The following is an 18,314-nucleotide window of genomic DNA, read 5'->3' on the forward strand; positions in this document are numbered from 1 at the left end:
CGTCGATGTAACAGCAGCGACCGGCGCTCATCAGCCAGAAAGATAGCGCGTGACATACTTGATACGTGAAAATCCGGGACTGCTCCGGGTTGGAAGGCCTTTAAAGCTGCAAACGAGTTCAATCCGGCCGCCATGGGCCGGCCTTGCCCAATGGCATGGTTTGCAAGCATCACACCCGCATTTGTATCTTCAAATTTGGAATGGAGCATATGGACCACGAGAAATTCTTCTCGGCGATAAGAACGTCATTGTTCAGTGGCCGGCTGTCGACAAATCAGGTCAATGGTATGGAGGCGATTCTCGCACAATGGAGAGCCGAGCCATTCGATCCACGTTGGTTGGCTTACATGCTGGCAACTGCCTATCACGAGACGGGTAAAACGATGCGAGCAATCTCGGAGAATCTGAGCTACTCGGCCGCTGGATTGCAGTCAACATTTCCGAAATATTTCAATCCAGAACAGGCTAAGGCCTATTCCCGCCAGCCGCAGCGGATCGCCAACCGCGCTTATGCGAACCGGATGGGGAACGGGGATGAAGCCAGTGATGACGGTTGGCGGTATCGTGGGCGCGGTCTCGTTCAGATCACCGGTCGGGACAATTATGCCAAGTATGGCATCGCCGATGATCCGGATCGGGCTCTCGATCCTGATAAAGCGGTTGAAATCCTATTTGATGGCATGATCAACGGGCGTTTCACCGGCTGGAAGCTTGCCAATTACTTCAACGCTATCGGTTCCGATTGGCTCGGGGCGCGCCGGATTATCAACGGCACGGATCGAGCAATCGATATTGCCGGCTTTGCCAGGAAGTTCGCTGCGGCGATTGAGGGTGCTCGATAGATTTGCAGAACGATGGGCTGCGGCCGGATACAGGCGATACAAAGGGTGCTGATCTCTTAGATCCCTTTCGTGACTACCTCCTATGAATTCAAGACTTCGGGGTCGTGCGCTGATGCACAACCCTCATCGATACAACGGGAGAATATATGTTCAATACGAATACGTTCCACAATATTCTGAATGTGTTAATTGCGTTATCGGCTTCGATGATCGCTATTCTTCTGGCAACTGGCTGTACCCAGCTTGCGGATGGCATGTTGGAGTGTTCGCAATCCTTCGTCGGTCCAGGCTTTGCCGCAGCCGCTGTGGCGGCTTTGAGCATGCTAAAAATCATTATCAATATCATGCGGGACGGTATTACGGGTTTGATAAAGCCTCAGCCGCCTGTTGACAAATAAGCTCATCCAGCCGCCGCACGCCATGAATAAGCAGCGGCGGCATTCCAAATCCCAAAATTCGATCGAGAAAAGCGATGACGTTGCACGAATTTCTGGATGCTTTGGGCATCAAGGTCGGAGTTGTCATTGCTGGCCTTTCCGGCGGTATCCTGCGCGGTCTCTCCAGGCGTCGATATACGACACGAGAGATTGTTGCATCGCCTATTTGCGGCGCGCTTGCTGCAACCTATTTAACGGAGCCGGCGCTTTTCTATCTGCGCGCTATCAACTGGCCTTTGCCTCAAGAGGATGTCGCGGCCATGAATGCCACGGCTTTCGTCGTTGGCGTATGCGCCATGTGGATTGCCGACCTGCTTTTTGACGCCATTTCCAGATGGGTTAAGGGAGGGCATGAAAGGACTTAGCGACGATTTCTTATGGGAATAGAGTTGCCGCAACAAGAGGGGAGTCTTAGCATTTTTGGATTGATATCCGCGCAGTCGAGACTATGTCTTGATTACCTTTCACCAAAGGGAATGGGGGCGCCTTGTGGTTGATTTGTCGGATGGTTTTGCGGTTTCAACCTGGTCCTTGCACCGGGCGCTCGGCGCCACCTATCCCTATAAGCCTGGCGATCGAGCATACCCAGCTCGCCAATCGACTTACGGGAAGGGTACGATCGAATTGATCGATGTGCCGCAACAATGCGCCGATCATAGCATCTTTCGGCTTGAGATTTGTTCCTTCCATTTGCCGAGTCTCCTTCCCAGCTATCTCCGTGATTTTCGTAAGGCCACGGAGGAGGCCGGCGTAAAGCTTCAGACGCTGCTCGTCGAAGACGGAGACCTGAGCAATCCGCAAACCGCTCAGCGCGACGCAGAATGGATGACAGGATGGATCGACGTTGCTGCGGCTCTTGGGGCTGGAAACATGCGTGTTATTGCCGGAAAGGCTCAGCCGACGAATCCAGCTTTGACGCTTGCCGAAACTCATTTGCGGCGGCTGGCTGAATTGACTGCCGCAGAGGGAGTGCGCCTCGTCATAGAGAATTGGTTCGATCTTCTGCCAGGGCCGGCGGAGGTCAACCGAATTCTCGATGCTCTGCACGGTACAGTCGGCCTCAATGGAGATTTCGGCAACTGGGAGCGAGCCGGCAAATACGAGGATCTAGCGAAGATCATGGGCCGCGCCGAACTCTGTCACGCAAAGGGACGATATTCAGCAGCAGGCCTCGATAAGGAGGATTATGTTCGCTGCATTAAGCTTTCCAACTCCGCTGGCTATCAAGGTCCTTTCACACTGATCTACGACTCCGCTTATCATCAGGATGAATGGTCCGGGATCCTCGACGAGCGAGACTGCATCGCCAGCGTCTTCGAAGAGAAATCGACATAAAATAAGGTCGCCACCGCCACATTTGCAGAGGCGTTACTTGGGGAAATTGTGCTCAGTTTTGGATATAAAGCTGGATATCCGAGCAACACATCAGTGTAAATCGTAATTGTGTAATGCGCCAAGCAACTGATCTTGTGTTTGATAACCGGCGTTATAAAGATCAATGGCCACATTAGCTGCGGACAGACCTTCCTGACTTTGCAATTTGATGCTGCGCTCGGCGCACCATGCAAAAAGGGCACCTGCGAGGACGTCGATATCATCGGAGTAAAGCGGCGTGTTGACCATCATAGACATTCACTACACCATTCATGTCGGAGCTTGATATTGTGGGGTGAAGTGAACACTGCGTTGGTTTCGGAAATTTGCAACCAAGTTTACCGCGCGACGTTAACGGCCGCCTGATACGGGACAAACTCTGTGCCTTAACATAACATAGGCTCATTATTGGACATATTATTGCTGATTTTGATGTCCGCCGGGTGGTGGCAGCGACCGAGTGAGCCTGTCACCTGTATCGTGGGGCGCAACCAACAGCACCACGCCGAGCGTAATTGCCAGCGCTACTAAGACGGATAATGCCAGCCTTGGCCGCGAAGGCATCATTGATGGACGGGATGCGATGCCTTAATCGCGGCCTCGATCAACTCCTCGGCATATAAAAGTGCCGATGCCGTATCTTCTCCGTCGAGCTTTAAATCCTTACACTTACGATGCATGGCTCTGCGAATTTGGGCTAGCAATGCTGCGTCAATATCGACTTCGCCTTCTTCGAACACATGCGTCAGTGCCGACTGGGCGACAATCTCCAGAACCGCAACCCGACCTTCTATTTCGCCCAGAGAGGGTATCGCGTTCCTCTTTGCATGCTGCTTGCAATCGCGATGGGTAGTAAGCATCTCGGTCACCTCCTTCACGAACGAGGATAACTATCGAGAAAGGAAAAAGTTCGGCCACTTCTCAAAAAAACTGCGCTCTCGCAATGCGCGCGGCCGTATTGCTATGGAGTTGTACATTCTCAGCAGCCTTTTCACTTCATAGGGCAAAGCTTGGGATCCGCTAGTACATCGGCACAGCGGGGTGACCGGCGGAAATCATCATAATAAAGTGTCCATATGCTGGTATCCGCGGCGCGATATGGCCCAAACTTGAAATATTGGTTTTTTCCCAACCCATGATCCGCATGTCCTATGTGGCCGGTGACAGTAACGATCCATTTATTGTTGGCAAATATCTCGATATGACCCGAGCCATCCGGGCCTGGTTTGCTGTAAATGGCAAAATCGATCCAGCCTGATGCCGGCATCGGCAACTTGTTTCCACGATTTATGACTTTGATCGCGTCTGTGCAGCCTGTAAATTCTTGTCCGTCGGATTCGCCCCAATTGTCATCCGTAGCCACCAATGCGCGCATCTGATTGGTATCGGGACGAAACCAGACCGGCGCCTCTTCATTATTGCAGACGTTGCCTTTGTTTCCAGGCTCCTGGTTCTTGATGGGCGCAACGTAGTTGGTTTCCACAGTCGCGAAGAGCTTCCCATTATTGAGCCGCAGCGCGAGAAAGGGACTGAAGTCCCCTTCGGCTTTCGGTCCGATTTCCCGCTTCCATTGAGCAATGAGGTAGCGATGGTCGCCAGAAGGTATGGGGTCGGCGAACTTTACAGCGAAACCGTACCAAACTCCCTGATTGTATGGCACGCGATATTTAGTGCGCTCCCAGATCTCGGCCCTTTCGCTGCAATTTGTTTTATCCGGCGCGCAGAATGGCCGGACGCTCAGCTTCAAGGCTCCCGCGCCGGTACGTTTTACGTCTGATTGAAATTCGATCGTTCCTGCCTTTTGTTCAGCATTATCGCGATAGTAAAGGTGCCCAGATCGAGCGAAATCCTTGCCGTCGAAACCGTCTCGCAGCACTAATTGCGCTGGACTGTCGGCCAGAGCCGATGTTGTGGCACAGGTGCAGGCCAGTATGGCGGGCAGCGCATATTTTGCATTCATGCTGGAGTATTCCTCTGGCGGGACATTCATAGAGCTTTATCAATGACCTGTTCGCGTCCTGCAAGCAAGCAACAGCGCTAGCCTTCAAGGCCGGGTGATGGCAGCTTGGTTTCGAAATGCGGAAGAGATAGATGGACAAATCGTTCTCTCCGCGTTTCATAGGCGAATACAATTTTTAGAGAAGGTTTCCATGACGATCGACCAGGATCTCGCCCGCATCGAACTGCAAGAGGAAATGCTGCGTTTCGATGCTTTTGACCTTTCGACCGCTTGGGTGCTCGGCAAGTTGTTGCGCGACCTCGCCAGCGAGCGCAACATGGGCGTTGCCATCGATATCACCCTGCATTCCATGCCGGTTTTCTACATAGCCTTGCCCGGCTCGACACCTGATAATTCCAATTGGATTCGTCGGAAGCGCAATATGGTGCTGCGTTACTTCCGCAGTAGCTACGCCAGTACGTTGCGGCTACAGCAGCAGGGTAAGACGATCGAGGACAACGGGCTTTCAAGCGCGGAATATGCCGCATCTGGCGGTAGTTTCCCCATTTTTGTCAACGGCACGGGGTGCGTTGGCGCCGTCACCGTTTCAGGTCTGCCGCAGCGGGAAGATCACAATCTTGTTGTCGAAGCCCTGGCTCTCACTCTCGGCCACGAGCTTCACAATCTCAGCCTCGCATAGAGGGGCGAAGCGGCGCCGCAAGGCGAGCGGGCGCCGCTGCTGATCTCAGATATTGCCGCCGGCCTCGGCGATAACCTTGGTCAGGCTGCCCTTAGCCGGGAAAAGGGGGATGAGGCAGGCCTGCAAGGCATGATAGATATCGCCCTTGCCAGGAAACAGCGTATGAGCCGGAATGAGATCTTCCGTCAGCTCTTCATGCCAGCCGCCATTGACGCGATCGATGAAGGCTTGGCCGATCACGCTCCAGATCCTGCGGTAGCTTTCTTCGTGAAAATCGCTCGGGACGTGTTCGTTCAGGTAATGAGCGGCACCAGCCCCCTCGCAGGCAGGCCACCAAAGCTTGTTGCGCTTTGCAGGCACATCTTCCCAATCAAGTGTATAGAAGAATCCGCTCTTCTCATTGTCCCAGCCGAGTGACATGGACTGAGAGAAGAGGCCCTTGGCTGCTTCCGGCATCCAGTCGTGCCGCTTTTCCCCAAGCGCCCAAAGCTGCAAGATCAGACGCACCCATTCCAGCCAATGCCCTGGTGTCGTACCCGACGGGCGAAACATCTCATTGCCGCGGTAATTCTTATCGAGCACCCAGTCGGCGTTGAAGTGTTCGGCAACGCGCCAGCCGACGGACCCCGCCGAACGGCGAATGACGAGATCGGCGATACTTTCTGCTTTTTCGAGATATGTCTTGTCGCCGGTCGCTTCGAAAGCAGCCATCAGCGCTTCCGTCAGGTGCATGTTGGAGTTCTGGCCGCGATAGGTGCCACCGTCGATCAAGGACCAATCCCGATTGAATTCCTCGGCGATCGCCCCGTGCTTTGCTTCCCAGAACTTAGTATTCAGAATTTCCGTGACGTCTGCCAACATGCCATCGGCCAGTGGATGGCCGATCGTCTTTGCGGATGAGGCAGCAAGCAGCACGAAAGCGTGGCCATAGCCCTGCTTGCTGGAATCGACGGGGCCGTCATTGTTCAGCGACCAAAAATAGCCGCCATGCTCGGTGTCGCGATGATGCTTCCATAGATAGTTCATGCCGTGATCGACAATTTCGTTTGCGCCGGGACGACCGAGCAACGACCCGATCGAGAAGCAGTGCACCATGCGGGCGGTCGAATGAATGCCGCGTACGGGATTTACCTTATCCAACGGCTTGCCGGCATCATCCATGTCGTGGAAGCCGCCTTTGGGATTGACGGCGCGGTACTGGAAGAAATTGAAAAGCGCATCGGCCTGATCGAGCAACCAGCGCCTGTGATAGGCGCGGGTGCTCCAGTTTCCGAGCGCTGTGGGTTCAACCTGTATGTTCATGCCGTCCTCCTAGGATTCTCTTCTAGAAGCCGTATAGCGCCGTCCGAAAGCGCTGTCATGGCGTTATGGGATGAAGCTGTGTCGTTACCCCCGCGTTGTCCATGGTCGGGCGGCAATTCGTCCGCTCTGCTTTTCCTGAAAGAACACAACTATAGAAGATGCGCGCTTGCGCTGCGCCGAACATGAGCGTAGATATGTTGACATAAAGATATCTTTATGTGATCTGGTTGCGGAGTCGCAATCAGGCCAGAGGAATTCGCTTATGTTTGACACTCTTTTTGGTTCAGAGACGACGAAGCGTAATGGCGGCGAGATTTTCGAAGCCTTGCGAAAGGCGGCCAGTGAACGGATACTCGTGCTTGATGGCGCCATGGGCACGCAGATCCAGGGTCTCGGCTTCGACGAGGATCAGTTTCGCGGCCACCGGTTCATCGGTTGCGCGTGCCACCAGAAGGGCAATAACGACCTCCTCATCCTGACCCAGCCCGATGCGATTGAAGATATTCATTATCGCTATGCCAAAGCCGGTGCGGATATCCTCGAGACCAATACTTTCTCTTCCACCCGCATTGCGCAGGCGGACTACCAGATGGAAGGTGCGGTCTACGATCTCAACAAGGAGGGCGCCGAGATCGTCCGCCGCGCCGTGATCCGTGCGGAACGCGAAGATGGTAAGCGACGCTTCGTGGCCGGTGCGATCGGACCGACCAATCGGACGGCGTCCATTTCTCCTGATGTTAACAATCCTGGCTACCGTGCGGTCACTTTTGATGTTCTGCGCTTGGCCTATGGCGAGCAGATCGACGGTCTGATCGACGGCGGTGCAGATATCATCCTGATCGAGACAATTTTCGATACTCTGAATGCAAAGGCCGCGATCTTTGCATGTGCGGAGCGCTTCGAGGCCAAGGGTGTTCATCTGCCCATCATGATTTCTGGCACGATCACCGATCTTTCCGGGCGCACGCTATCCGGCCAAACGCCGTCAGCTTTCTGGAATTCCGTGCGCCATGCGAAGCCTTTCACAGTTGGCCTCAACTGTGCTCTCGGTGCAAACGCTATGCGGCCGCATCTGCAGGAGCTTTCGGCTGCTGCGGATACCTTCATCTGCGCTTATCCCAATGCCGGTCTGCCGAACGAATTCGGTCAGTATGATGAGACGCCCGAGATGATGGCGGCACAGGTCGAAGAATTTGCGCGCGAGGGGCTGGTCAATATCGTTGGCGGCTGCTGCGGTTCAACGCCGGAGCATATCGCCGCAATCGCTCAGGCGGTTTCGAAATATCCGCCACGGCAGCCTGCCGAGCATCGTCCCTTCATGTCGCTCTCGGGTCTGGAGCCATTCGAGCTCACCAAGGATATTCCCTTCGTCAATGTCGGTGAGCGGACCAACGTCACTGGCTCGGCGAAATTCCGCAAGCTGATCACCAATGCCGACTATACGGCAGCGCTTGCCGTCGCCCGCGATCAAGTCGAAAACGGCGCGCAGGTCATCGACATCAACATGGACGAGGGCCTGATCGATTCCGAAAAGGCGATGGTGGAGTTCCTGAACCTCGTCGCCGCTGAGCCGGATATTGCCCGCGTTCCCGTGATGATCGACAGTTCCAAGTTTTCGATCATTGAGGCCGGCCTGAAATGCGTTCAGGGTAAGCCGATCGTCAATTCCATCTCGCTGAAGGAAGGCGAGGAGAACTTTCTCAAACAGGCACGGTTGATGCGAATGTACGGCGCGGCCGTCGTCGTGATGGCGTTCGATGAGACAGGTCAAGCAGATAGCTACAAGCGCAAGGTCGAGATCTGCTCACGTGCTTATAAACTGTTGACTGAAGTGGCAGGCCTGTCGCCGGAAGACATCATCTTCGATCCGAATATCTTCGCCGTTGCGACTGGCATCGAAGAGCACAACAATTACGGTGTCGATTTCATCGAGGCGACGAGGACGATCCGGAAGACCATGCCTCTGGTCCATATTTCCGGCGGTGTCTCAAACCTGTCCTTTTCGTTCCGCGGTAACGAACCCGTCCGCGAGGCCATGCATGCCATATTTCTTTACCACGCCATTCAGGCGGGCATGGACATGGGCATCGTCAATGCCGGGCAGCTGGCTGTCTATGACAATATCGATCCGGAATTACGGGACGCCTGTGAGGACGTGGTGCTCAACCGCCGTCCGGATAGCACGGAGCGCCTACTTGAGATTGCCGAGCGCTTTCGCGGTGCCGGCAGCAAGGAGGCGAAGGTCCAGGATCTTTCCTGGCGCGAATGGTCGGTCGAGAAGCGGCTCGAACATGCGTTGGTCAACGGCATTACCGAATATATCGAGGCCGATACCGAGGAAGCGCGTCAGAAGGCTGAGCGGCCGTTGCATGTCATCGAAGGCCCGTTGATGGCCGGCATGAATGTCGTTGGCGACCTCTTCGGTTCGGGCAAGATGTTCCTGCCACAAGTCGTGAAGTCCGCCCGTGTTATGAAGCAGGCCGTTGCTGTGCTGCTGCCATATATGGAAGCCGAGAAAGCTGCCAACGGCGACAGCAGCGAACGGCAGTCGGCCGGCAAAGTGCTTATGGCGACCGTCAAGGGCGACGTGCACGACATCGGCAAGAACATCGTCGGCGTCGTGCTCGCCTGCAATAATTACGAAATCATCGATTTGGGGGTCATGGTGCCGGCGACTAAGATCCTGGAGACAGCCGTCGCCGAAAAGGTCGATATCATCGGCTTGTCGGGATTGATTACGCCGTCATTGGACGAGATGGTGCATGTCGCCTCGGAGATGGAGCGGCAAGGCTTCGATATTCCGTTGCTGATCGGCGGGGCCACCACCAGTCGTGTCCATACAGCGGTAAAGATCCATCCGAGCTATCATCGCGGACAGACGGTCTATGTCACGGATGCAAGTCGTGCGGTCGGTGTTGTCTCAGCGCTGCTATCGCCCGATGCGCGGCAGGGCTATGTCGATACCGTCCGGGCTGAATATTCCAAAGTCGCTGCCGCGCATGCGCGGAGCGAGGCCGAGAAGATACGCCTGCCGATTGCAAGAGCGCGTGAGAATGCCGAAAAAGTGGATTGGTCGGGCTATAAGCCGGTCAAACCGCAGTTCCTCGGTACTAAGGTATTCGAGAGCTACGATCTGGCTGAGCTGGCGAAATATATCGACTGGACCCCATTCTTCCAGACCTGGGAGCTCAAGGGTCGTTTTCCGGCAATTCTCGAAGACGAGAAACAGGGCGAGGCGGCGCGGCAGCTCTATGCCGATGCACAAGCGATGCTCGAAAAGATCATCGCGGAAAACTGGTTTCGCCCGCGCGCCGTCATCGGCTTCTGGCCAGCGGGCACGGTCGGCGACGATATCAGGCTGTTCACCGACGAAAGCCGCAACGGGGAGCTTGCCACTTTCTACACACTGCGGCAGCAACTGTCGAAGCGGGACGGTCGCCCGAATGTGGCGTTGTCGGACTTTGTGGCGCCGGTTTCCAGCGGTGTCGGCGATTACGTCGGCGGCTTCGTCGTCACGGCCGGTATCGAGGAGGTGGCCATTGCCGAACGCTTCGAACGCGCAAATGATGATTATTCGTCGATCCTCGTCAAGGCGCTGGCCGACCGCTTTGCCGAAGCCTTCGCCGAGCGGATGCATGAGCGGGTACGTCGAGAGTTCTGGGGCTACGCTGCGGATGAGAATTTCACGAGCGAGGAGCTCGTTCTCGAAGCCTATGCAGGTATCCGTCCAGCACCTGGCTATCCGGCGCAGCCTGACCATACCGAGAAGGATACGCTTTTCCGCTTGCTGGATGCCGAAGCGACAACGGGCGTAAGGCTCACGGAAAGCTATGCGATGTGGCCAGGTTCTTCCGTCTCGGGCATCTATATCGCTCACCCGTCTTCCTACTATTTCGGTGTCGCCAAGATTGAGCGCGATCAGGTCGAGGACTATGCGGCTCGCAAGGGCATGCCCGTGGCAGAGGTAGAGCGTTGGTTAGGCCCCGTCCTCAATTATGTGCCGGAGAAGCGCGAGACCGCGATCGACGACGCAGCCTGATCGCGAGTCATGTCAAAGATTTGCGGTGTTCAGCTTAGAATTTGATTCCATATGCGAGCGCCACCTCAGCCATTCGGTTGGGGTGGCGCTTTTTTGATTCTGAGATTTTTACGGTTTCGCAGGCGTGGGCTAGTTCGCGCCGATCGTCAGTTCCGCGACGAAGTCATAGGCGTCACCGCGATAGAGCGAGCGTGTAAATTCGACTGCGCGGCCTGAACCGAGATAGGAGATGCGCTCGATCGATAGGCCGGCTGCTCCCACAGGAACGCCGAGCAATCCCGCATCCGCCTCTTTCATGTTGGTCGCAGATATGCGCTGAACGGCGCGAACGGGACGTACCTGGCGCTTTTCCAATTCCGCATAGAGCGATGTCGTTACTACCGACGGATCCGGCAGGAATTCACCGGAAACGCTGGCGTGCTCGATCGCGAGCGGTTGATCGTCGGCAATGCGCAGGCGACTGAGGCGCGATACCCGAGTGTCGGCGGCAAGCCCGAGAATCATCATCTCATCGGGGGAGGGCGTATGGATGCCCTTGTGCAGCCATTCCGAACGAGCCGTCATCCCGCGCCTCGCCATGTCCTCGGTAAATGAGGTGAGTTGCGACAGTCGCTGCTCTACCTTGGAAACGGGCTTTGCAACGAATGTACCCGAGCCGTGACGGCGAACGAGAATGCCTTCCGCCACCAGATCGTCGATCGCCTTACGCACCGTGACACGGCTGACCGCAGCAAATTCGGCGATGTCGCGCTCAGGTGGAAGCGCATCCCCATGTTTCAGCCTACCGACCTTCACGGCCTCTTCAAGCCTGCGTCGTAGCTTGACGTAAAGTGGACCCGTCCCACCTCCGGAAAGGCGCTCCGGCGAGAAGATCGCGCTCAAATCTTCGGTCATGCCCTGTTTACCTCTCCACCCAGCAGCAATTTCGCCGCCAACTCCACGGCTCCGCGCAGAACGTCCCCTCTTGGCTCAGCGAGAATCGCCTTGTGGCGTTCATCAAGCCAGGGGCGATAGGCTTGGGCAAGGCCGCCGAGAAGGCAGATCGAAGGGCATTCCGGCCAAAGCAGCGCATCCAGACTTTCGGTTATCGATTTTGCCGCAGTTCTCACGATGTCGATGGCGACTGCATCCTCCATTCCGGCATATTCGAAGATAACAGGCGCGTAGCGGGCAAAATCCTTAGGCTTGGAGGCGTGCGCAAATTCGACGATCCGTTCTGGATCATTACCGTATTCGGCCATGATCGATGCCGTCAGTGCCGAACCCGCCGTCACCTTGTCATGTGCCAAGACAGCTCTCTCGAGCAAATCTCGCCCAAGACGAGCGCCACTTGCCTGGTCGCCTATTACAAAACCCCAGCCGCCGATACCCCAAATCCTGCCGTCACGGCGGGCATTGTAGACTGAGCCGGTGCCGAAGGCGCCGATGACGCCATCGGCGTCGCCGAGAGCGCCTTGAAGCGCTGTCGTCGCATCCGTGACAACACGCGTGCTTGCAAAGGGCAGGGCGCCTTCGACCTTTTTGCCGTAATTGCCGACATTGGCTCCTGCTGTTCCGATGACGGCCGGTAATTCCTGCAGCAGTTCAGGAGTGAGGCCAGCATCGATCAAGGCCTGCTTTGCCGAGGCGACGATATGAATCAGCGAATTTTCCAGATCTGAGAGGATGTTCGCCGCGCCGGCCTTGCCGGTGCCGAGCACCTGCCCGCTATGATCTATGACAGCCGCCCTGCAACTCGTGCCGCCGCCATCGATACCAATCGCAAACTGCCCCATCATGCCTCCGGATGCCGCCTGTTCCCCGTTTTTCACATAATACCAAAAAAATACCATTTACCAATAGGCAAAGCGAGCATTTTTTCTTGTCTTCATCTCATTGAATTACCTAGGTAAATTAATAAGCTTCAATCTTTTTGCATTCGAAAGCTAAATTTGGCTGGACAATTGGTATTTTTTTGGACTTAATTCGGAGTAAGGGAACAGTGCAAACGGACATCGGCAAAGCCGGCAGAAAAACAACAGCCGGTAAGTGAAGCGGAAGGGCGTGCATCTCGTCGTTGCGCCAGGCCGTTCGGGATCAGGAGGATCTCGTTTCGACGTTTGTCATAATTTTCCCGCGTGGTTCTTGCTGTGTCTCCGTCTGGTGGCGGCGACGGCAATTAATAGGGCCGATCGGGCACAAAGCCTCTGAAGCCTTTTGCATGGAGGGGTCGGCAATATTGGCGGTCCCTATGGAGCGCTGACCGTTTCCTCGGACAGGCCAGCGGATTTCAGATCGAGAACAGCGCCTTGCTATGGCGCGGAAAACAGGAGAGGGAAATGAAAACCAATGTTCTGAAAGGCTTGCTTCTTGCATCGAGCCTGCTGACCTCGGTCAGCATGGCGCATGCGGCCGATGTGACGCTGACGGTTGAAAGCTGGCGTAACGACGACCTGCAGATCTGGCAGGAAAAGATCATCCCGGCTTTCGAAGCGAAGAACCCGGGCATCAAGATCGTCTTCTCGCCGACGGCGCCGACTGAATACAATGCATCGCTGAACGCCAAGCTCGACGCCGGCTCTGCGGGCGACATCATCACCTGCCGTCCGTTCGATGCTTCGCTCGACCTCTTCAACAAGAAGCACCTTGCTGATCTAACGAGCCTGAAGGGCTTGGAAAATTTCTCGGCTGTGGCCAAGGCTGCATGGTCGACCGACGACGGGAAATCCACCTTCTGCGTGCCGATGGCGTCCGTCATCCACGGCTTCATCTACAACAAAGACGCCTTCGACAAGCTCGGGCTGAAAGTGCCGGCGACGCGTGACGAGTTCTTCGCCGTCCTCGACAAGATCAAGGCTGATGGCACCTATATCCCGATGGCCATGGGCACGAAGGATCTTTGGGAAGCCGCAACCATGGGCTACCAGAACATCGGCCCGAACTATTGGAAGGGCGAAGACGGCCGTAAGGCTCTGATCGCTGGCAAGGAAAAGCTGACGGACGCGCCGTGGGTCGATCCTTACAAGGAACTGGCCAAGTGGAAGTCCTACCTCGGTGACGGCTTCGAAGCTCAAGGCTACGCTGACAGTCAGAACCTCTTCACACTCGGCAAAGCTGCCATCTATCCGGCCGGCTCCTGGGAAATTGCTCTCTTCAACACCCAGGCGCAGTTCAAGATGGGTGCATTCCCACCGCCGGTCGCCAAGGCTGGCGACACCGCCTATATCTCCGACCATCCGGATATCGGTGTCGGCTTGAACACGAAGAGCAAGCATCAGGAAGAAGCCAAGAAGTTCTTGAGCTGGGTCGCTTCCGACGAGTTTGCCAACATCTATGCCAACTCACTGCCCGGCTTCTTCAGCCTGAACTCGCATCCGGTAAAGATGAGCGATGCACTTGCGCAGGAATTCGTCTCCTGGCGTGACAATCACAAGTCGACCGTTCGTTCTACCTATCAGATCCTGTCGCGCGGTAAGCCGAACCTGGAAAATGAAACCTGGACCGAATCCGCAAACGTGATCAACGGCACGGATACACCGGACGATGCTGCCAAGAAGCTCCAGAAGGGCCTCGACAGCTGGTACAAGCCCGGCAAGTAAATAGCTGCATCATGCGGGCGAGGGACCTTACGGGCTCCTCGCCCTTTTCATTGTTTGATAATCGAACCGGCGATCGCCTCGCCATTGCATTCGACACACCCGATGCCGTTTCACTTCGGCCATAAGCCGTAACTGCGGGTGGATTTAAACCTTAGAGCTGCTGCGTCGGCATGCAGCCAAGAAAAACAGGCAGAAAGCCATGAGCGACGCTGCGACGTCAGATGCCCTTGAGGTCATGCCGATCAGGCGCTCCAAGCGCTGGCACATCCTCGTCTTCTTATTCCCCGCCTTTGTCGTTTATACGGCGGTCATGATCTTGCCACTGATCGAGACCTTGCGGCTGTCGCTTTACAACGTCGTCGACAATCAATCCGTCTTCGTCGGCCTGAACAACTTCAAGGTCCTGTTCGGCGACGACCGCTGGTCGCATGATTTCTGGAATGCGCTGCGCAACAACCTGATCTTCTTCGCCATCCATATGTGCGTGCAGAATCCGATCGGTGTCGCGCTGGCGGCGCTCCTGTCGCTGCCGAAGCTGCGCTTCGTTACCTTCTATCGTACGGCCATCTTCCTGCCGACGCTGCTGTCTTTCGTCGTCGTCGGCTTTATTTGGAAACTGATCCTCTCGCCGCTCTGGGGTGTTGCGCCCGAGCTTCTGAATGTGATCGGCCTGAAATCGTTCTTCGCCCCGTGGCTCGGCAGGCCGAGCACGGCGCTGATTACCGTCGCCCTGATCTCGGTCTGGCAATATGTCGGCATCCCGATGATGCTGATCTACGCGGCACTGCTCAACATCCCCGAAGAGGTCATCGAGGCGGCCGAATGCGATGGCATCACCGGCTGGAGCCAGTTCTGGAAGATCAAGCTGCCATTGGTGTTACCGGCGATCGGCATCATCTCGATCCTCACCTTCGTCGGCAATTTCAATGCGTTCGACCTGGTTTATACCGTACAAGGCGCCCTGGCTGGGCCGGACGGCTCGACGGATATTCTCGGCACGCTGCTCTACCGCGTCTTCTTCGGCTTCCAGCTGCAATTGGGCGACCGTTCGATGGGCGCGACGATTGCGACGGTGATGTTCCTGATCATCCTGGCCGGTGTGTCTTTCTATCTTTTCATCGTCCAGCGGCGCATCCGCCGCTATCAGTTCTGAGGAGCGCGACCCATGTCCAAGGCACGCACTTCCCTTATCCGTACCGGCTTCGTCCATCTGGCGCTTATTGCCTATACGCTGGTTGCTATTTTTCCGGTATTCTTGACGGTCATCAACTCCTTCAAGGATCGCGCTTCGATTTTCCGCGCGCCCTTGAGCGTCCCGACGACATCCTCCTTCAGCGTGATTGGCTATGACACCGTTCTGAAGCAGGGGGATTTCCTGACCTATTTCCAGAACAGCTTCGTCGTCACCATCGTCTCGATCATCCTGACATTGCTATTCGGGGCGATGGCCGCTTTTGCGCTGTCGGAATACCGCTTCCGCGGCAATACGGTGATGGGCCTCTATCTGGCGATCGGCATCATGATCCCGATCCGTCTTGGTACGGTCGCGATCCTGCAGGGCATGGTGGCTGCCGGCCTCGTCAACACGCTGACGGCGCTGATTCTCGTCTATACGGCGCAGGGTCTGCCGCTAGCGATCTTCATCCTGTCCGAGTTCATGCGGACGGTTTCCGACGACCTGAAGAATGCCGGCCGTATCGACGGTCTCAGCGAATATGCCATCTTCTTCCGTCTCGTCCTGCCGTTAGTCCGTCCGGCGATGGCGACAGTTGCCGTCTTTACCATGATCCCGATCTGGAACGATCTGTGGTTTCCGCTGATCCTCGCGCCGAGCGAGGCGACCAAGACGGTGACCCTCGGATCGCAGATTTTCATCGGCCAGTTCGTGACCAACTGGAATGCGGTGCTGGCGGCGCTGACGCTCGCCATTCTGCCGATCCTCATCCTTTACGTCATCTTTTCGCGTCAACTCATTCGCGGCATTACCTCCGGAGCAGTCAAGTGAGCTCATCCGAAAAGCCGATCCGCGTTCTCGTCGCCGGCCTAGGCAATATGGGCCGCAGTCATGCGCTGGCCTATCACAACAATCCGGGTTTCGAGATCGTCGGCCTCGTCAATCGCTCCAGGCCGGAGCTGCCTGAGGAACTGCGCGGCTATACGATCCATGCGGATTTCGAGGTGGCATTGAGGGAGCTGAAGCCGGATCTCTGCTCCATCAATACCTATTCCGACAGCCATGCTGATTTCGCCGTCATGGCTTTTGAGGCGGGTTGCCATGTCTTTGTCGAGAAGCCGCTGGCAACTACGGTGGAGGATGCCGAGCGCGTTGTCGCCGCTGCCAAGAAGGCCGGTAAGAAGCTGGCGATCGGCTATATCCTCCGCCACCATCCCTCGTGGATGCGGCTGATCGCCGAGGCACGCAAGCTCGGCGGTCCCTATGTGTTCCGCATGAACCTCAATCAGCAATCGAGCGGCCCGACCTGGGAGACGCACAAGGCGCTGATGCGCACGACCTCGCCGATCGTCGATTGCGGCGTGCATTATGTCGACGTCATGTGCCAGATCACCGACACCAAGCCTGTCGAGGTGCGCGGCATGGGCCTCCGGCTGTCGCAGGAGGTGAAGCCCGACATGTATAATTATGGGCATCTGCAGGTGATCTTCGAGGATGGCTCGGTCGGCTGGTACGAGGCCGGCTGGGGGCCGATGATTTCGGAAACGGCCTTCTTCGTGAAGGACGTGATGTCGCCGAACGGCTCGGTTTCGATCGTCATGGATCAGAACGCCAAGTCCGACGATATAGACATGCATACGAAGACGTCGGTCATCCGGCTCCATAGCGCCGAGACAGGGCCGAATGGCCAATTCATCCGGCCGGATCAGGATCTTCATATGGATGGTGAGCCAGGTCATCAGGAGCTCTGCGACTTCGAGCAGGCCTTCATGCTGAAAGCCATCCGCGAGGATCTCGACCTCAATCGCCATATGGCCGATGCCGTTCAATCGCTGCGCATATGCCTTGCCGCCGATGAGAGTGTGCGCACCGGCAAGCCTGTTTATCTATAAGGACAAGAGACTGTGGGATCGCTTCAACTGAAATCCATCCGCAAGGCCTATGGTACGCATGATGTGCTGAAGGGCATCGACCTCGAGGTGAAGGATGGTGAGTTCGTCATCTTCGTCGGGCCCTCAGGCTGTGGCAAGTCGACCCTTCTGCGCAGCATCGCCGGCCTCGAGGACGTGACTTCCGGCGCCGTGCTGATCAACGGCCAGGATGTGACGGTCACGCCACCGGCCAAGCGCGGCATCTCGATGGTGTTCCAGTCCTATGCGCTCTATCCGCATCTCACCGTCAAGGACAATATGGGCCTGGGTCTCAAGCAGGCCGGCACTGCGAAGGCCGAGATCGACAGCCGGGTCGAGAAGGCGTCGGGCATGTTGTCGCTTGCGCCCTATCTCGGACGCCGCCCGTCAGAACTTTCCGGCGGCCAGCGCCAGCGTGTTGCCATCGGCCGCGCTATCGTTCGTGAGCCGGAACTCTTCCTGTTCGACGAGCCGCTGTCGAATCTTGATGCCGCGCTGCGCGTGCAGACGCGTCTGGAGATCGCCCGGTTGCATCGCAGTCTCAAGGCGACGATGATCTACGTTACCCACGATCAGGTCGAAGCGATGACGCTTGCCGACAAGATCGTCGTGCTCAATGCCGGTGCGATCGAGCAGATCGGTTCACCGATGGAGCTCTACAATCGTCCGGCCAACACCTTCGTGGCCGGCTTCATCGGCTCGCCGCAGATGAATTTCATCGCGGCTGAGCGTCTGGGCGAAAGCGGCGCCAAGACCGTCGGCATTCGCCCCGAACATATCACGCTGTCGCGCGATCAAGGCACCTGGGCAGCTAAGGTCATCCATGTCGAGCATCTCGGCGCGGACACGATCATCTATCTCGAATCCGAGACCACCGGCCTTCTCACTGCGCGTCTCTTCGGGGAGCATCAATACGAGCCGGACGAGATAGTTTATGCAACGCCCGATGCGAACCAGATGCATCGCTTCGATGCGAACGACAAGGCGATCCGGGCGTAAATGGCCCTGCCGAGACGGAG

The 18,314-nt window shown here is 56.4% G+C and carries 17 protein-coding genes; 11 read left to right on the top strand and 6 right to left on the bottom strand.

The window, feature by feature from the left end:
* Positions 1-209 precede the first annotated feature (209 nt).
* The 4 genes from FHT73_RS02295 to FHT73_RS02310 all read left to right on the top strand — a co-directional run bounded on the left by FHT73_RS02295 (position 210) and on the right by FHT73_RS02310 (position 2,614).
* Complete coding sequence (locus FHT73_RS02295; RefSeq protein WP_183709605.1) at positions 210-842, top strand: hypothetical protein; 633 nt, start codon at positions 210-212, stop codon at positions 840-842.
* Positions 843-988: 146 nt separating this feature from the next.
* Complete coding sequence (locus tag FHT73_RS02300) at positions 989-1,240, top strand: hypothetical protein (protein WP_183709607.1); 252 nt, start codon at positions 989-991, stop codon at positions 1,238-1,240.
* 74 nt (positions 1,241-1,314) lie between these two features.
* Entirely contained in the window at positions 1,315-1,644 is a 330-nt protein-coding gene (locus FHT73_RS02305) for a hypothetical protein (RefSeq protein ID WP_112334396.1), read from the top strand.
* 124 nt (positions 1,645-1,768) lie between these two features.
* Positions 1,769-2,614, top strand: coding sequence for a sugar phosphate isomerase/epimerase family protein (locus FHT73_RS02310; RefSeq protein WP_183709610.1), 846 nt, complete (start codon positions 1,769-1,771; stop codon positions 2,612-2,614).
* A 90-nt stretch (positions 2,615-2,704) separates the two neighbouring features.
* Here the strand turns inward: FHT73_RS02310 and FHT73_RS02315 are convergent, their stop codons facing one another.
* From FHT73_RS02315 to FHT73_RS02325, 3 genes are all read right to left on the bottom strand, one after another.
* A complete protein-coding gene (locus FHT73_RS02315; protein ID WP_112334397.1) occupies positions 2,705-2,911 on the bottom strand; it encodes a hypothetical protein in 207 nt (68 codons plus the stop codon).
* Between the two features lie 305 nt (positions 2,912-3,216).
* A complete protein-coding gene (locus FHT73_RS02320; RefSeq protein ID WP_183709612.1) occupies positions 3,217-3,513 on the bottom strand; it encodes a hypothetical protein in 297 nt (98 codons plus the stop codon).
* 131 nt (positions 3,514-3,644) lie between these two features.
* On the bottom strand, positions 3,645-4,613 hold the full coding sequence (locus tag FHT73_RS02325; protein ID WP_183709614.1) for a polysaccharide lyase: 969 nt from the start codon (positions 4,611-4,613) through the stop codon (positions 3,645-3,647).
* Positions 4,614-4,803: 190 nt separating this feature from the next.
* On the opposite strand from FHT73_RS02325, the gene FHT73_RS02330 reads away from it, so the two are divergent.
* The gene (locus tag FHT73_RS02330; protein WP_112334401.1) at positions 4,804-5,292 is read left to right on the top strand and encodes a heme-degrading domain-containing protein; all 489 of its coding nucleotides are present in this window, start codon (positions 4,804-4,806) and stop codon (positions 5,290-5,292) included.
* 45 nt (positions 5,293-5,337) lie between these two features.
* Here the strand turns inward: FHT73_RS02330 and FHT73_RS02335 are convergent, their stop codons facing one another.
* Positions 5,338-6,594: an AGE family epimerase/isomerase gene (locus FHT73_RS02335; RefSeq protein WP_183709616.1), complete on the bottom strand. Its 1,257-nt coding sequence runs from the start codon at positions 6,592-6,594 to the stop codon at positions 5,338-5,340.
* 262 nt (positions 6,595-6,856) lie between these two features.
* Here FHT73_RS02335 and metH point away from each other — a divergent pair, with 262 nt between their 5' ends.
* Positions 6,857-10,633, top strand: a complete 3,777-nt coding sequence (gene metH, locus FHT73_RS02340) for a methionine synthase (RefSeq protein WP_183709618.1) — start codon at positions 6,857-6,859, stop codon at positions 10,631-10,633.
* 129 nt (positions 10,634-10,762) lie between these two features.
* Here the strand turns inward: metH and FHT73_RS02345 are convergent, their stop codons facing one another.
* Both FHT73_RS02345 and FHT73_RS02350 read right to left on the bottom strand, forming a co-directional pair.
* Positions 10,763-11,527 carry a GntR family transcriptional regulator gene (locus FHT73_RS02345; RefSeq protein ID WP_112334406.1) on the bottom strand — a complete coding sequence of 255 codons (765 nt, stop codon included), beginning with the start codon at positions 11,525-11,527 and terminating at the stop codon, positions 10,763-10,765.
* Complete coding sequence (locus tag FHT73_RS02350) at positions 11,524-12,408, bottom strand: BadF/BadG/BcrA/BcrD ATPase family protein (RefSeq protein WP_112605112.1); 885 nt, start codon at positions 12,406-12,408, stop codon at positions 11,524-11,526. The genes FHT73_RS02345 and FHT73_RS02350 overlap by 4 nt, the downstream gene beginning before the upstream one ends.
* Positions 12,409-12,951: 543 nt before the next feature.
* Between FHT73_RS02350 and FHT73_RS02355 the strand changes: the two genes are divergently transcribed.
* The 5 genes from FHT73_RS02355 to FHT73_RS02375 all read left to right on the top strand — a co-directional run bounded on the left by FHT73_RS02355 (position 12,952) and on the right by FHT73_RS02375 (position 18,294).
* Positions 12,952-14,211, top strand: a complete 1,260-nt coding sequence (locus tag FHT73_RS02355; protein WP_183709620.1) for an ABC transporter substrate-binding protein — start codon at positions 12,952-12,954, stop codon at positions 14,209-14,211.
* 199 nt (positions 14,212-14,410) lie between these two features.
* Positions 14,411-15,364, top strand: coding sequence for a sugar ABC transporter permease (locus FHT73_RS02360; protein ID WP_183709622.1), 954 nt, complete (start codon positions 14,411-14,413; stop codon positions 15,362-15,364).
* Positions 15,365-15,376: 12 nt separating this feature from the next.
* Positions 15,377-16,216 carry a carbohydrate ABC transporter permease gene (locus FHT73_RS02365; RefSeq protein ID WP_183709624.1) on the top strand — a complete coding sequence of 280 codons (840 nt, stop codon included), beginning with the start codon at positions 15,377-15,379 and terminating at the stop codon, positions 16,214-16,216.
* Complete coding sequence (locus tag FHT73_RS02370; protein ID WP_183709626.1) at positions 16,213-17,277, top strand: Gfo/Idh/MocA family oxidoreductase; 1,065 nt, start codon at positions 16,213-16,215, stop codon at positions 17,275-17,277. The genes FHT73_RS02365 and FHT73_RS02370 overlap by 4 nt, the downstream gene beginning before the upstream one ends.
* Positions 17,278-17,289: 12 nt before the next feature.
* Positions 17,290-18,294 carry an ABC transporter ATP-binding protein gene (locus FHT73_RS02375; protein WP_183709628.1) on the top strand — a complete coding sequence of 335 codons (1,005 nt, stop codon included), beginning with the start codon at positions 17,290-17,292 and terminating at the stop codon, positions 18,292-18,294.
* Positions 18,295-18,314: the final 20 nt, after the last annotated feature.

The organism is Rhizobium sp. BK098 (assembly GCF_014193155.1).
Taxonomy (GTDB): Bacteria; Pseudomonadota; Alphaproteobacteria; order Rhizobiales; family Rhizobiaceae; genus Rhizobium.

Excerpts from the sequence above, each read along its gene's own strand:
- FHT73_RS02295 (WP_183709605.1), top strand. The coding sequence starts at position 210 with ATGGACCACGAGAAATTCTTCTCGGCGATAAGAACGTCATTGTTCAGT.
- FHT73_RS02300 (WP_183709607.1), top strand. The coding sequence starts at position 989 with ATGTTCAATACGAATACGTTCCACAATATTCTGAATGTGTTAATTGCG.
- FHT73_RS02305 (WP_112334396.1), top strand. The coding sequence starts at position 1,315 with ATGACGTTGCACGAATTTCTGGATGCTTTGGGCATCAAGGTCGGAGTT.
- FHT73_RS02315 (WP_112334397.1), bottom strand. The coding sequence starts at position 2,911 with ATGTCTATGATGGTCAACACGCCGCTTTACTCCGATGATATCGACGTC.
- FHT73_RS02320 (WP_183709612.1), bottom strand. The coding sequence starts at position 3,513 with ATGCTTACTACCCATCGCGATTGCAAGCAGCATGCAAAGAGGAACGCG.
- FHT73_RS02325 (WP_183709614.1), bottom strand. The coding sequence starts at position 4,613 with ATGAATGCAAAATATGCGCTGCCCGCCATACTGGCCTGCACCTGTGCC.
- FHT73_RS02330 (WP_112334401.1), top strand. The coding sequence starts at position 4,804 with ATGACGATCGACCAGGATCTCGCCCGCATCGAACTGCAAGAGGAAATG.
- FHT73_RS02335 (WP_183709616.1), bottom strand. The coding sequence starts at position 6,594 with ATGAACATACAGGTTGAACCCACAGCGCTCGGAAACTGGAGCACCCGC.
- metH (WP_183709618.1), top strand. The coding sequence starts at position 6,857 with ATGTTTGACACTCTTTTTGGTTCAGAGACGACGAAGCGTAATGGCGGC.
- FHT73_RS02345 (WP_112334406.1), bottom strand. The coding sequence starts at position 11,527 with ATGACCGAAGATTTGAGCGCGATCTTCTCGCCGGAGCGCCTTTCCGGA.
- FHT73_RS02350 (WP_112605112.1), bottom strand. The coding sequence starts at position 12,408 with ATGGGGCAGTTTGCGATTGGTATCGATGGCGGCGGCACGAGTTGCAGG.
- FHT73_RS02355 (WP_183709620.1), top strand. The coding sequence starts at position 12,952 with ATGAAAACCAATGTTCTGAAAGGCTTGCTTCTTGCATCGAGCCTGCTG.
- FHT73_RS02360 (WP_183709622.1), top strand. The coding sequence starts at position 14,411 with ATGAGCGACGCTGCGACGTCAGATGCCCTTGAGGTCATGCCGATCAGG.
- FHT73_RS02365 (WP_183709624.1), top strand. The coding sequence starts at position 15,377 with ATGTCCAAGGCACGCACTTCCCTTATCCGTACCGGCTTCGTCCATCTG.